This is a genomic window from Paenibacillus lupini, from assembly GCF_011761355.1.
GTDB lineage: Bacteria > Bacillota > Bacilli > Paenibacillales > Paenibacillaceae > Pristimantibacillus > Pristimantibacillus lupini.
On record NZ_JAASRW010000005.1, the window covers coordinates 554,576 to 568,955 of the forward strand.

12 protein-coding genes are annotated in these 14,380 nt (G+C 45.0%); all 12 read left to right on the top strand.

Annotated features, from left to right (window positions below; translation table 11 throughout):
• Positions 1-33 precede the first annotated feature (33 nt).
• On the top strand, positions 34-501 hold the full coding sequence (locus FHS17_RS18970) for a DUF2691 family protein (protein ID WP_167279984.1): 468 nt from the start codon (positions 34-36) through the stop codon (positions 499-501).
• 262 nt (positions 502-763) lie between these two features.
• Positions 764-2,080: an ABC transporter substrate-binding protein gene (locus tag FHS17_RS18975; RefSeq protein ID WP_167279985.1), complete on the top strand. Its 1,317-nt coding sequence runs from the start codon at positions 764-766 to the stop codon at positions 2,078-2,080.
• A 26-nt stretch (positions 2,081-2,106) separates the two neighbouring features.
• Positions 2,107-3,084, top strand: a complete 978-nt coding sequence (locus tag FHS17_RS30640) for an ABC transporter permease subunit (RefSeq protein ID WP_167279986.1) — start codon at positions 2,107-2,109, stop codon at positions 3,082-3,084.
• Between the two features lies 1 nt (position 3,085).
• A complete protein-coding gene (locus FHS17_RS18985) occupies positions 3,086-3,898 on the top strand; it encodes a carbohydrate ABC transporter permease (RefSeq protein WP_167279987.1) in 813 nt (270 codons plus the stop codon).
• A 58-nt stretch (positions 3,899-3,956) separates the two neighbouring features.
• Complete coding sequence (locus FHS17_RS18990; RefSeq protein WP_167279988.1) at positions 3,957-5,777, top strand: cache domain-containing sensor histidine kinase; 1,821 nt, start codon at positions 3,957-3,959, stop codon at positions 5,775-5,777.
• 14 nt (positions 5,778-5,791) lie between these two features.
• Entirely contained in the window at positions 5,792-7,363 is a 1,572-nt protein-coding gene (locus tag FHS17_RS18995; RefSeq protein WP_167279989.1) for a response regulator, read from the top strand.
• 61 nt (positions 7,364-7,424) lie between these two features.
• Positions 7,425-8,678, top strand: coding sequence for an ABC transporter substrate-binding protein (locus FHS17_RS19000; protein WP_167279990.1), 1,254 nt, complete (start codon positions 7,425-7,427; stop codon positions 8,676-8,678).
• Positions 8,679-8,734: 56 nt separating this feature from the next.
• Entirely contained in the window at positions 8,735-9,115 is a 381-nt protein-coding gene (locus FHS17_RS19005; RefSeq protein WP_243865427.1) for a GNAT family N-acetyltransferase, read from the top strand.
• A 420-nt stretch (positions 9,116-9,535) separates the two neighbouring features.
• On the top strand, positions 9,536-11,176 hold the full coding sequence (locus FHS17_RS19010) for a type 2 periplasmic-binding domain-containing protein (RefSeq protein ID WP_167279991.1): 1,641 nt from the start codon (positions 9,536-9,538) through the stop codon (positions 11,174-11,176).
• Positions 11,177-11,318: 142 nt separating this feature from the next.
• Positions 11,319-12,173: an ABC transporter permease gene (locus FHS17_RS19015; protein WP_208420472.1), complete on the top strand. Its 855-nt coding sequence runs from the start codon at positions 11,319-11,321 to the stop codon at positions 12,171-12,173.
• 11 nt (positions 12,174-12,184) lie between these two features.
• Entirely contained in the window at positions 12,185-13,066 is an 882-nt protein-coding gene (locus FHS17_RS19020; RefSeq protein WP_167279993.1) for a carbohydrate ABC transporter permease, read from the top strand.
• Positions 13,067-13,095: 29 nt separating this feature from the next.
• The gene (locus FHS17_RS19025; RefSeq protein WP_167280084.1) at positions 13,096-14,226 is read left to right on the top strand and encodes a glycoside hydrolase family 88 protein; all 1,131 of its coding nucleotides are present in this window, start codon (positions 13,096-13,098) and stop codon (positions 14,224-14,226) included.
• Positions 14,227-14,380 lie beyond the last annotated feature (154 nt).

The following is a 14,380-nucleotide window of genomic DNA, read 5'->3' on the forward strand; positions in this document are numbered from 1 at the left end:
AAACACAGTTGGCAGGGGTGAAACTTCGATATCATGAACAGAGGAGTTAGCTTTGAAATCCCTAATGAATATGGGAAATACCTTGCTGAGATATTAAAGCCAATAGAGATAACAGCATCTAATTGGTACATTGGCGGTGAAGAATCCTATATCGTGGGGGATGGTACTTTAAATATTCCATTATTTGATGGTGAAATATTTGGAATGGAAGGCTCGAGTCTGAAAGATATCATAGAGAATAACGAGTACTATTTGATATTTGCTAATTTAAAAGCTTTCCCAAAAGAAACAGAAGTCTTTGATATTCCAAGCTACGAAGAATTCCTAAATAGTTCATGTCAGCTTGTTCTTTTAGTAATTGATTCTTCTTATATTACGGTTTACTGTAAGGATCAAGATCAGCTTGAAGGAATATTTATTAATGCTAATTCCTTAGGTTTTGATAAAGTGAATTACATTACCGACGAAAACGACTTTCGAACAAAGCTGTCTGTGTGGTAAGCAGCATAGCCATTAAATAACGACTCCTATCTCCATATATGGGATAAGGGTCTTTTTTTGCTTTCATTTCTACACCAATCGTAAGATCGTCTACCTGTGATCAGCTAAGAAGTGAGCAAATCTTATTTTTGTACTCTTAAGTTGAGCGTTTTATCGGTTTGGCTGAGGGAGTAAACACGGTAAAGTGTGTATTAAGAAAGCACTTACATATTCGTAAAAGCGCTTTCCCAACCATGGTTAAGATGAGAGGGGTAGTCGAAACATGTTAGCAAAAAAGAAAGCAGGAATCATGCTGACCGCAGGAATGGCGCTGACTTTGGCTCTGTCCGGATGTTCGTCGAACAATAACGGAGGCACAAATGAAGTTGCGAATAACAAAGCAAATGAACAGAACACAGGAAGCAAGAGCAGCAAAGCTGTAGAAATTACGTTCTGGAATATGTTCGGCGGCGGGGAAGGCGATTTCGTAGACCAGATTATTAAAGGATTTAACGACTCCCAGCAAGAGGTTGTTGTGAAGCAGCTGCGGCTGGAATCAAATGAATATTACGCGAAGCTTGGCACTGCACTTTCCTCTTCCAAAGGTCCGGATGTGGCCGTAGCCCACGTTGACCGGATTTCTCCATTCGTGAAAGCGAAGCAGCTTGTTCCAATCGATGAGCTTGCGACTAAAGTTGGCTTCGATCTTGGCCAGATCAGCTCATCGAATATGGAAAGCGTATCGTATGACGGCAAACCGTATGCAGTGCCGCTGGACACCCATTTCCACATGTTTTATTACAATAAGGACATTCTTAAAAAAGCTAATCTTCTAAATGCGGATGAGACTCCTAAATTTGACACGATGAGCCCGGAAGGATACTTGAATACACTGGCACAAATTAAAACAGCTGTCCCGGATGTGCAGGCAATGGCCGTTAATACACCATATTTCCAAGAGCCGTTCTTGAATATGTATTATGAGGCTGGCGGAGATATCCTGTCTGCGGATATGACGAAAGCAGCTATTAACAACGATAAGGCACTAAGTGTCTTGAAGTTCTATGATGAGATCTATTCCAAACAATATGCGGACATCAATGATAAGAATCCTTGGGATACGTTCAGCAATGGCAAAGCCGCATTTTGGTTTGGCGGTGTATGGGAAGCAGGCGTACTGCTAGGTGATACTTCGAAACATATCGGTGCAATGCCATTGCCTGCAATCTTTGGCAGCCAGACACATTGGGGAAGCTCGCATACCCTTGTTATTCCATCGTATGTCTCTGCTGAGAAGCAAGAGGCAGCCGCTAAGTTTATGAAGTACTTCTCTGAAGTAGGCGGTCAGACTTGGGGGAAAGCAGGGCATGTTCCTGCGAATAGTAACGTGACTAGCAGTGACGAGTATAACAAGCTGCCATACCGTTCGTTCTTTATTGAAGCACAGAAGACCGTGAAATTCGCACCACAAACCGATAATTATACAACGATTATTACGACGATTTCCGAAGTGCTGCAGAACGTTATTTTCCATAATGAATCGCCTGAAGATGGCCTGAAGGACATGGAGAAGCAAATCAACGAGATTTTAGCTAACTAACAGGCTCGCTAAGGAGACCAAGGGTAGTGGGGATTAAAATCTCTGCTGCCTCGGCTCTCCTAATGAATGAACAGCAAGGAGATCGTAATATGGAGATGAAACCGAAAGAGCTGCGTAAGAAAAAAATAGGAATGCAAGCGATAGCCGAACTGAAAGCTATTGTGTATATAGTGCCGTTTTTGATCCCGTTTATCATTTTCTACTTGTGGCCCGTTCTTCGAGGTGGCTGGATCAGTCTGCATGTGTGGAATATTCAAGGGATGCAGCGGTATGTGGCGTTAGACAATTATAAGCGGATCTTTGAAAACAGCGATTTTTACAAGTATTTATGGAACTCATTTTATTTTGTACTCATCTGTGCTCCAACGGTTATCGTATTAGGCTTGATTTTAGCGCTAATTATTAATCAACGGATTTGGATGAGGACGCTTATTCGTTCTGTCTATTTTCTGCCGTATGTCATGTCGGTATCGGTTATGAGCTTTATTTGGCTGAAACTGTTTGACCCGAAGAATGGACCGGTAAATGCTTTATTAGGACTGCTTGGATTGCCTCAGGATATTAATTGGCTGACCGATCACCGGTTCGTATGGTGGGCCATTACCATTGCGACAGATTGGTGGACAGTGGGCTTCGTCATGGTCCTCTTTCTGGCGGGACTTCAGGAAATTCCTCAGGATCATTATGAAGCAGCTACGATTGACGGAGCGGGAGCTTGGAGCAAGTTCTGGTATATTACTTTGCCGGGATTGTCACGAGTGATGAAAATCCAGGTTTTCTATCAAGTGATCAGCTGTTTGAAATTATTTGGTCAAGTTCAGATTATGACCGGCGGCGGTCCGGGAGATTCAACGAATACGATGATTCGTTATATTTACGTGACGGGTTTCAAAAAGGACATGTTTGGTTTTGCTTCGGCTCAGTCCATCGTATTTTGCATCATCATGCTTCTCATTGCGGTCATTCAATTTAAATTAACGGATCGAAAGAATGGAGGGGAATAACATGAACAAGTGGGCTGTTAACATCATTGCAATCGTACTGGCGATTCTATTCATTTTCCCTCTCATCTGGATGCTGTTAGTCTCCTTGAAGCCGGACGGAACGAATGTGTATACGATGGCAGACTGGATTCATTTTACCGATTTGACATTAAGCAATTATAAGAAAGTCATTACGGGTTCCGAGATCCTAAGATGGACCTGGAACAGTGCTGTTATTGGTGTCATTACAACTCTGCTATCGATATTTCTCAGCTCTCTGGCGGCTTATTCGTTCTCCAAGCTGCCGTTTAAGAGTAAAGGTATCTTATTTATTGTTATTACTTCAGGTCTCCTTATTCCAACGGAAGCTATCCTGATTCCGCTTTATGAAACAACGCTGCATCTGAATTTGATTGACAGCAAGTGGGCGATTATCCTGCCTGGCATTACCAATCCAATCGGTATCCTGCTGCTCAAGCAGTTTATGGACGGTGTCCCGAAGGATTACATTGAAGCTGCGCAAATCGATGGAAGCGGGAATTTCCGGATTTGGTGGAACATTTGCTTGCCGCTCACGAAATCAGCGATGGTCTCGGTGGGGATATTCTTTCTTATTTTATCGTGGAATAATTTCCTATGGCCATATCTCTCTATTACATCGGAAGAAAATATGATATTATCGGCAGGACTGCCTACCTTTTTATCGAATAATATTATGTCTTTAAATATGATCATGACAGCGAGCGGCATTGCAGCGATTCCAACGATTGTCGTTTTCGCACTTCTTCAGCGGCACATCGTGCAAGGTGTGGCGATGTCTGGAGTGAAAGGCTAATGACAATGAAGTCGCTGGCAAGAGTGAACCGCGTGTCCTGCAGGAGCAGCGAGGAATAATGATAAAAAAGTTCGGCTGGGCATTGCCCTCGATGAATATATGGAAGAGCAGCATACGCTACAAATGGATGCTGCTCTTATTTCTATTTTCCCTTACACCATTAATCATAATGGGCACCATCTCCTACTCCCTCTCCAAATCAACCATTAATGAAAAGGTAACCGCGTATTCGGAGCAGCTGCTGAAGCAGACGGCAGATAATATCGACACCCGGCTTGGCATTTATAAAGATTTGATGATGCAGGTCGTCAATAACGGAGAGATTGTTAGGATGCTGCGGGACATGGATCGGGCGAGTTCCTCGAATTCCTATGATATCGACAGCTTGTCGCTTACGACAAAGCTTTCAACCATTATTGCAATTAATCAGGACATTCAATCCATATCGTTTATTTCAAAGGATCATTATATAAAAGGTATCTACCGCTGGAAGAACCGCACGCCAAAAGACGTAAGCGGTTTCTTGACGACGCTTGAGGATGGAAGCAATTTCAGATGGTTCCCAACGCGCTTTAACACGTACGTAGACAGCTTGAATACGCAGAGTGTTGATGTGTTTTCGCTAGCCAAACAGATTTATAAGACTTCTGACGATAGTCCGGTAGGCATTATTGCTGTACTGGATATTCGTGGTGAAGTGTTGAGAGAACTGGGCTCGAGCTCTACGAACAACGATCGGGATATACAAAGCTTCGTCATTGATGGGCAGGGGCAAATTGTCTCTTATGGCGACAATAGCATGATTGGGAGAAATGTAAGTGAGGTGCTTGGCGAACAAGGCTATAGTCAGATTGTACACTCCGGCCAGGACGAGTTTCGTTTTCCGCTAGAAGAACACGGGAAAAAGCTGATTGTTAATTTCAAAAAGCTGCATACCAACAACTGGATCGTTGTAAATGTCATTTCCGAATCGGTCTTGTACAAGGATTCTGACCGGCTGCTTAGAATGTTCTGGATTATTGCGCTGCTGTGTATTGTCTTATCCATTGTGACGGCTATATTCTTAGCCAATTCCATTAGTAACCCAATCCTTAAGATGATCCGGCTGATGAGGCAGGTTATGTCGGGGGATTTGACCGTTCGCTTCCGGGTGAGGAAGCATAGCGACGAGTTTGATATATTAGGCAGCAACTTCAATTATATGGTCGCCAGGATCGATGAGCTGCTGAAGACTGTATATGAGGAGCAGAACCAGAAGAGAAATGCGGAGCTGAAGGCTCTGCAGGCCCAGATCAATCCTCATTTTCTGTATAATACCCTTGATATCATTAAGTGGACGGCACTTATCCAGAAAGCGAATAATGCTGCAGAGATGGTTAGCCTCTTATCACGTCTGCTGCGGATTAGCTTGGACAAAGACAAAGAGACGGTAACGGTAGAAGAGGAGATCGAGCATGTACAGTGCTATCTCGGTATTCAGAAGTTCCGCTTTCATTATAATATCGAGACCAATGTTTACGTAGAGGACGCGGTCCGCCATTTGCAGACACCAAAGCTGATCCTCCAGCCAATCGTCGAAAATGCCATTTTGCATGCTTTTTCCGATTCCGAGCAGCAGGGGCAAATTGATATTACATGTGTTAGAGGATCGGATGGAGGTATATGCTTCCAAATTGCCGATAACGGAAAAGGGATGGATCCTGCTTTTGCAAAGAGTCTTCTCAGGCATCATGAGACGGGCGAAAAGACGGGAGGAATCGGGCTCGCTAACGTTGATGAACGAATTAAGCTGATCAGCGGCAAGGCGTATGGCATCGATATTGTAAGCGAGCCGGAATCAGGCACCATTATTACAATCCGGCTTCCTTACTTGGAATAGGAGAGATTCAGCTGATGTACAGGGTACTAATAGTGGAAGATGAATTTATTGTGCGTTATGGCATTCGTTCTATGATCGACTGGGAAAAGGCAGGAATAGAAGTGACGGGTGAAGCTGCCAATGGGAAAGAGGCATTGGAGCTCATTCACCTGAATCCGCCTGATATTCTCATCACGGATATAAAGATGCCAATCATGGACGGCATTCAGCTCATTAAAGAAGTGCGGAACAGCGGATACGCGATGAAAATTATCATTTTAAGCAATCTCGAAGAGTTTCAATATGCTCAGAAAGCGATTAGCCATGGTGTATCCGAATATTTGATTAAGTCGGATATGATGCCGCGGGACTTCGAGAAAGCACTGATGAATGTGAAGGTCTCACTCGATTCGATTGGAGGACAAGCAACGATTGACGAGCCAGCGCGCAAGGAAAAGCTTCTTCTGGGGCTGATCGAAGGCAGTTCATATGAAGAGGTTATTATCGAGGAAGCAGAGCTTGGTGAGCTGCACATGCCTGCGTTTCTCCTGCATATTTTTATACATTCGACAGACCGTGGGTTTATTGAGAAGCAGCATGTGATTCATGAGACGATTGAGCACATAGGGGGAGATCGGAAGTTTGCCGTCTTTGCAGATAAGCAAGGGGAAATAAACGTTCTTCTGCCTATTCCTCATCGTGCGAGTAGTGCTGAAACAGTATCGGAAGAAATTTGGGCAAAGCAGCTGGCGAGGAACATTTTGTCCAATTTGGCGGATGGTTATGGGCTGGACTGTACGATTGGATTAAGCGGCAGAGCTTGTCAATGGACGGAATTAAGTAAGGCCTATAGCCAGGCTACGGCTGCTGCCAAACAAAGATTGTTTTTAGGGACTGGAAAAGTAATTGCCTATTCGGAGCTTACCGCTGCAAAAGAGGATGGCGGCACACCAATCAAGGTGAGCCAGTCGCATATTCATACTCTTCTTTATGGATTACAAACGAAAGAACTGAACGAATATGTGGGAAGTTTGTTTGATCAGCTGGGCCAACGGAAGGATCCAGATCTTGTGCAGATCATATCTCTGGAGCTGCTTATGATATTAACTTCTATGTGGCCAGATGTATCCAATGATCAAGATCAAGTGCTTCATCTGAAAAAGCAATATTTTGATCAACTATCCAAGCTTGAGACGATTAAACAAAGCCGGGAGTGGTTTATCCAGGCATTCGCCGAACTGCAGGATCATATGATTCGTATCTACAACAGTGATCGGAATAGTATTGTAAAAGCCACGCAGTATATTCAACAGCATTATCAGCAGGAGATATCTTTGCAATCGATTAGTCAATTTGTTCATTTAAGCAAAAATTATTTTGCAAACTTGTTCAAGAAAGAAGTGGGAGAAAGCTTCCTGGAATATGTAACAAGAGTACGTATTGAGAAAGCAAAGGTACTTCTTGCTGGAGAGATGAAAGCTGCCGAAGTTGGACAACTGGTTGGAATTCCGGATCCCAAATATTTCTCCAAAGTATTCAAGAAGATAACAGGAGCAACCCCATCCGAATATAGAAGCTTGGTGAAAGAGGATAAAGAAGTGTTTTGAGAAAATACGGACTACTGAAGGTGAAAGTGTGGGGAAAAAGCTTTCTGTAAGATTGGTAAACATGATTAGCATAGTGGTGTGTATAAGCCTATTGTCAGGATGTACCGGTCCAAGTGAATCACGGGACACAAACCATAACGTTCCCAAAGCGCCAGTCGAGATTCTGTTCTGGAATCCATTTGGAGGCGGTGAGGGCGACTATGTAGGTCAGATCATCAAGGCATACAACGAGTCTCAACAGGGAGTTGTCGTCAGGCAGCTTCGATTGGAATCCAATGAATACTATGTTCGATTAGGCACGGCATTATCTTTTGGGAAAGGGCCTGATGTGGCCGTTGCTCATGCTGACCGGGTATCGCCGTTTGTAAAAGCGAAGCAAATTATGCCGCTCGACGAGCTGATGCAGCTGTCCGGGTTCGATGTCAGCGCAATTGCGGAAGAGAATAGAAAAAACGTCGCTTATGACGGTAAAACGTATGCTGTTCCGCTGGATACACATTTTCATATGCTTTATTACAACAAGGATTTGCTGACGGAAGCCGGTATGAATGAGAGTGATGTGACCTCTATGCTGCATCAGATCACTCCACAGGCCTTTATGGATTTTCTTGCCTCGCTGCGGGATCGTCTTCCAGGTGTACAGCCGCTTGCGGTGAATACACCATTTTTCCAGGAGCCATTCCTCGATATGTATTACCAAGCCGGGGGTGAGCTGCTTAATCCCGATTTGAAGCATGCAGCTGTCAACAATGATAAAGCACTGGAAGTGCTTCGATTTTTTCAGGAGCTGTATGCGAATGATCTAAGTGATCTGAATGATAAAACGCCATGGGATACCTTCCATAATGGCAAGGCTGTATTTTGGATAGGAGGTATCTGGGAAGCTGGACATCATCTCGGAGATGCTTCTCTTCATAGCGGCATTATGGAGCTGCCATCTTTATTTGGCGGGAATGAGCAATGGGGAAGCTCGCATACTCTGGTTATACCGACCTATGTGACGAAAGAGAAGCAGCTAGCTGCGATGTCCTTCATCCAGTATTTCTCTGAGGTAGGCAGCTTGACCTGGGGGGAAGCGGGTCATGTTCCGGCTAATCCAATTGTGCAAAATGATGCCCTGTATCAGAACCTGCCTTATCGCAAGCTGTTTCTAGAAGCTGCAAAGCATGTGAAGCTGGCGCCAAATACAGATAAATACGCAGCTTTGTATACCGTTCTGTCCGAAGAGCTGCAGAACATCATCGCAAACCAGCTTGACCCTGTCAAAGGTCTAGAGGATCTGGAGCAAAAATTAAATGAGCTGTTAGCGAGTTGATGAGCTTTATCAGGCTTAATGATATAGGGAGAGATGATTAACTGGAACTTCTAATTATGATCAATTTACCTATTGAACCGCATGAAGTTCCTCTATTAAGAGAGCTTGTGGGATGGGATGGACGGTATTCTGATTATCCAGCTTTATTTGAACGCTGCAATTTCTGGGCTGGACTCAGGGATGACAAGAATGAGCTTATTGCATTTGGTTATGTCGCGGGAATGGGATTACAACATGGTTATATGGAAGACATCATCGTACATCCAGATCATCAGAGAAAAGGAATAGGTCAGGCCTTGGTAAAGAAACTACTACAAGAGTCTGATCAAGTGGGGCTTGAGATTGTAACATTAACATTCGATATAAAGCACCAAACGTTCTACACAGGTTGTGGGTTCGTTCCTTGTTCTGGAGGACTATGGAGAAAAAAGGTTTAGGTGATATGGATAGAGGTATCGGGAATTATCCGACCTCTATCCATTTTTTCTTCCTCTCTACCCTAGAGAAGGGGAAGGAATAGAGGAAATGTATCTCCTGAAGGAGCGAAGCGCTCACCTTTGCTTGTACTTTGCAACCTTTTAAAATTGTTCAAGCAAAGTACAAGCAACAGTGACCGAAGGAGGTACATTTCTGCCATTCCAAATCCCTGCTCATCTTCCAATTCTCGATTTTCCCCATTGCATTGTACAAATCATCACTTCATCTCTTTTCCATCAATCAATCCAAATGGCGAAATCATCAATTCCCCCCTTATCAAATCCCCATCCCATTGCACATTTTGCCCATATCGACGTAATCGCCTCTCCGTTAATCTGTGGATGTAGCCATTCACTACACAAATAAACGGAGGTAGGGTCATGAACAAATGGGTAGCAGGTTCACTTAGCATTGCATTGCTGGGAACAATGCTTGCAGCGTGTTCTTCTAATAATGAAAAGAACAGCTCGAGCAGCAACACAGGCAATAACGGCAACAATTCGGCAGAACAGCCGGCAGAAGCAACAACATATCCAATTAAGACAGATAAGACGCTTTCGTATTGGGGCGAGATTAACGGTCAATTGATCGGCGTGAAAGAATCACACAAAGATATTCCGTTCTTCCAAGACTGGCAGAAGGTGACCGGTGTACCGCTGGAGTTCACCGAACCGCCAACGGGACAAGTAAAAGAGGCCTTTAACGTAATGCTCGCTTCCGGCAAGCTGCCGGATATGGTGGAGTACAACTTCATTGGTGATTTCCCAGGTGGTCCAGAGAAAGCAATCCAAGACGGCTACATCGTGAAGCTGAATGATCTGATTGATAAATACGCACCTAACCTGAAGAAGTACCTGCAGGACAATCCGGATATTGACAAAATGGTGAAAACGGACAGCGGCAGCTACTACGCGTTCCCGTTCATCCGTGGTGATGAATATCTTCGTGTCTTCCAAGGTCCAATTATCCGCAAAGACTGGCTCGATGAGCTTGGCCTGCCGGTTCCGGAAACGATTGACGATTGGACAGCTGCTCTTACAGCATTCAAAGAGAAAAAAGGGGCAGCTGCGCCACTTACGTTCAACAGCAAACCACGTTTCTTTAATGATGGCGGCAACGGTGCCTTCATGGGAGCATTTGGCGTAACTCGCGGCTTCTACCAAGAAGACGGCAAGGTTGTATTTGGCCCTGAGCAAGACGGCTATAAACAATATCTGTCGCTGTTCCGCGACTGGTACTCCAAAGGTCTGATCGACAAAAATATCGCAACAGCAGACACCAAATCGGTGGACAGCAACATCGCATCCGGTTCAACGGGAGCATCGATCGGCAATGCTGGCGGCGGTATTGGCAAATGGCAGCCGCTAGTAGAAGCGAAGGATCCGAAAGCTGTTCTGGTCGGCGCACCATATCCTGTCCTGAAGAAAGGCGACACGCCAAAATTCGGTCAGCACAACACGGCGTACGCATCCGAAGGTACAGTTGCGATTACTACACAGGCGAAAGATCCAGCGCTCGCTGTCAAAATGCTTGACTACGGCTACAGCAAAGAAGGCGGCTTGTTCTTCAACTTTGGTACAGCAGGCGTCAGCTACAACATGGTAAATGACTACCCGACCTACACAGATCTTCTGCTCAAAAACCCGGACAAGCTTGCTCCTGCACAAGCGATCTCGCTGTATGCACGCGGCAGCTATAATGGTCCATTCGTTCAGGACAAACGTTATGCGGAGCAATTCTTTGCTCTTCAATCGCAGCGTGATGCAGTAACGACATGGCAAAAAACCGATGCAGCGAAATACCAGCTGCCGCCAATTACGCCATCACCAGAAGAATCCTCTGAGTATGCAGCGATCATGAATGACATCAACACACTTGTAGACGAAATGTCACTCAAGATCGTTTTGGGTACGGACCCAGTCGAGGCGTTCGACAAGTATGTGGAGAAAATGAAATCGCTCAACTTGGATCGTGCGATCGAGATACAGCAAGCGGCTCTTGACCGTTATAACAGCCGTTAATAGATAGAAGTCCGAGGAGGAGAGGGCTATGCCTTCTCCCTCTCCCTCAATATGGAGCGAGGTGAACACCGACGTGGCAAATCCGCAAGTCAAGAAGAACCGAATCGTCAGCGATTTTAAGCTTAACAAACTATTGTATCTGATGATGCTTCCAGTCATCGCCTACTATATTATTTTTCACTACATTCCCATGTACGGGGCACTAATTGCATTTAAAGACTATTCGCCGATGAAAGGCATTCTAGGCAGCGATTGGGTAGGACTCAAGCATTTCCACGACTTTTTCAACAGTTATTACTTTATACGGATCCTGAAGAATACGCTTGTCATCAGTTTATATTCGCTAATCTTTGAGTTTCCCGCACCGATTCTGCTGGCACTGCTCATTAACGAGGTTCGCAACAAGACATTCAAACGGGTAGCCCAGACGATCACGTATATGCCTTACTTTATTTCTCTTGTCGTTATTTGCGGGATTATTACGGACTTTACGAATGGTGACGGCATTATTAATAGATTGTTTATGCTGTTTGGGTATGATGGCCAAGCGATGCTGCAGAGGCCGGAGCTCTTCCGTCCGATTTATATTTTGTCAGAGATTTGGCAGCGGATTGGCTGGGAGTCGATTATCTATATCGCGGCTTTAATGAGTATTGATCAGGAGCAGTATGAAGCAGCAAGAATGGATGGCGCAAGCCGGTTGAAGCAGATTTTCTACATTACGATCCCTGGCATTCTGCCGACCATCACTATCATGTTCATTCTGCGGATGGGGAATATGCTTAACGTTGGTTTTGAGAAAATCATTCTGTTATACAACCCGGTTACATACGATACGGCGGATGTTATATCCTCCTTCGTTTACCGGAAAGGGTTATTGGAATTTGGCTGGAGCTACAGCTCGGCGGTTGGTTTATTCAACTCGGTTGTGAACCTGCTCTTGCTCGTAACCGCTAATTATATCAGCCGCAAAGTGAATAAAAGCAGCTTATGGTGAGGTGAGAATAGATGCAAATAAAGGCGACCTTCTCGGAGAGAGTATTCGACGTAATCATTTACGCCGTTCTGACGATATTGATCGTATCAACGTTATACCCGCTGTTATATGTGCTGTTCGCCTCCTTCAGTAATGCAGGACAGCTTGTAGCGAACAAAGGCATTTTATGGCATCCGCTGGGATTCAGCTGGGAGGCCTACACAAGCGTATTCAAGAATCCGGGTATTACGACCGGTTATAAAAATACCTTGTTCATCCTTGTGTTCGGCACCGTGCTTAATCTGATTATGACAGCGCTTGGTGCGTATGTGCTTTCCCGCAACAATGTGCTATGGAATAATTTGTTTATGGGGCTCATTCTATTAACCATGTTTTTCGGAGGCGGCCTCATTCCGTTATACCTAGTAGTGAAGGGAGTAGGCTTGCTTAATACGTTATGGGCAACCATTATTCCGTTTGCGATCGGCACCTTTAACCTGATCATTATGCGGACAGCGTTTAAGGGGATTCCAGAGGCACTCGAAGAATCGGCCAAAATTGACGGAGCGAATCATTTCACAATTTTGTTCCGCATTATTATTCCACTGTCCATGCCTGTTATCGCGGTTATGATCCTGTATTATGCTGTGGACAAATGGAATGGCTGGTTCTACGCATCTATCTTTATTAGAAGCCGGGAGCTGTTCCCTCTGCAGCTGGTGCTGCGTGAAATTCTAATCGCGAACTCCACTGACAGTATGTCATCAGGGGCTTCGGCAGGAGATCGGTTCCAGATCGGCGAAACGATCAAATATGCAACCATTATGGTTGCGACCGTACCTATTCTATGTGTCTATCCATTCGTACAGCGTTTCTTCGTAAAAGGCGTTATGGTAGGTTCCGTTAAAGGCTAATTCTAATTGAACATTTGGGAGGCAGGATGATGCAGACTAGTTCAACGCAACAGACACTTGATCGTTCACAGATTTGGAAACAGCTCGAAGAAAAAGTAGAGCGCATGATCGCCCAAATCGGAGATAAGTCTTCGCATGTTGCAAAAGCAGATGGCATTTATGATGATCAGAAGATTGACTGGTGGACCTCGGGTTTTTGGCCAGGTATTCTCTGGCTGATGAACGAAGTGACTGGTAAGGAAGAATATAAGATGGCAGCTTGGAATTGGGATGAGCGGCTGGAAGCGCAAATGCTAGTTCCCAATTCCTTTGATCATGATGTAGGCTTTCACTTCCTGCCAACGGCGGTTGCAAAATACCGGATTACCGGTGATCAAGACGCTCGTCGCCGTGGTTTGTTTGCTGCCAACTTCATGACGGGCCGTTTCAACCTGAACGGCAGATTCATCCGTGCCTGGAATGGTGATATGCATGGCTGGTCGATTATTGATACTTGTATGAATCTATCTCTCTTATATTGGGCTTCGACGGAAAGCGGAGATCCGAGGTTCGCGCATATCGCAAGCGCACATGCCGATACCGTGCTCCGTCATTTCATCAGAGAAGACGGCTCTGTCAATCACATTGTCTGCTTTGATCCAGAAACCGGCGAATTTGATCAGGTGCGCGGCGGTCAAGGGGCAGCACCAAATTCCGGCTGGAGCCGCGGCGCTTCTTGGGCGCTGTACGGGTTGGCGAATACGTACCGTTACACGGGCAATATCGAATACTTGCGTGCGGCTCAGCGTGTTGCCCATTACTTCATTGCGAATTTGCCAGATGATCATGTTCCGCATTGGGATTTCCGGGCATCGGAGCAAATGGAGGAAGAGCCGCGTGATACCTCAGCTGGTGCGATTGCAGCCTCAGGTCTAATCGAGCTGGCAGCTCTTTTAACAGAAAAGGAAGGGCGCGTATACCGCGAAGCAGCGGAGCGGATTCTGGCATCCCTTTATGCTAACTACGGTACTTGGGATGAACCATCGCATGAGGCAATCTTAAAGCATGGTACTGGACATAAACCGGCGGGACAAAATGTCGATGTATCGCTCATTTACGGAGACTATTTCTTCGTTGAAGCCATTGCCAAATTAAACGGCTGGAAACAGCGCATGTTCTAATCAGTTTCATAGACACCCTAACTAATAGCTCGAATGGAGGAATCCAAACGGGCTATTTGTGCTGTTTTAGGGTGGAAATATCGCTTAGTTGAGCTATCGTCAATCGTTTTGAACATATTGTAACTTCCGAATGTGCCTTTTCTATGCTTATAAT

What these genes read in the sequence shown, in the direction of transcription:
- FHS17_RS18985 (WP_167279987.1), top strand. Translation starts at nt 3,086, where the DNA reads ATGAACAAGTGGGCTGTTAACATCATTGCAATCGTACTGGCGATTCTA.
- FHS17_RS18995 (WP_167279989.1), top strand. Translation starts at nt 5,792, where the DNA reads ATGTACAGGGTACTAATAGTGGAAGATGAATTTATTGTGCGTTATGGC.
- FHS17_RS19000 (WP_167279990.1), top strand. Translation starts at nt 7,425, where the DNA reads ATGATTAGCATAGTGGTGTGTATAAGCCTATTGTCAGGATGTACCGGT.
- FHS17_RS18970 (WP_167279984.1), top strand. Translation starts at nt 34, where the DNA reads ATGAACAGAGGAGTTAGCTTTGAAATCCCTAATGAATATGGGAAATAC.
- FHS17_RS19020 (WP_167279993.1), top strand. Translation starts at nt 12,185, where the DNA reads ATGCAAATAAAGGCGACCTTCTCGGAGAGAGTATTCGACGTAATCATT.
- FHS17_RS19015 (WP_208420472.1), top strand. Translation starts at nt 11,319, where the DNA reads ATGATGCTTCCAGTCATCGCCTACTATATTATTTTTCACTACATTCCC.
- FHS17_RS18975 (WP_167279985.1), top strand. Translation starts at nt 764, where the DNA reads ATGTTAGCAAAAAAGAAAGCAGGAATCATGCTGACCGCAGGAATGGCG.
- FHS17_RS19025 (WP_167280084.1), top strand. Translation starts at nt 13,096, where the DNA reads ATGCAGACTAGTTCAACGCAACAGACACTTGATCGTTCACAGATTTGG.
- FHS17_RS18990 (WP_167279988.1), top strand. Translation starts at nt 3,957, where the DNA reads ATGATAAAAAAGTTCGGCTGGGCATTGCCCTCGATGAATATATGGAAG.
- FHS17_RS19010 (WP_167279991.1), top strand. Translation starts at nt 9,536, where the DNA reads ATGAACAAATGGGTAGCAGGTTCACTTAGCATTGCATTGCTGGGAACA.
- FHS17_RS19005 (WP_243865427.1), top strand. Translation starts at nt 8,735, where the DNA reads ATGATCAATTTACCTATTGAACCGCATGAAGTTCCTCTATTAAGAGAG.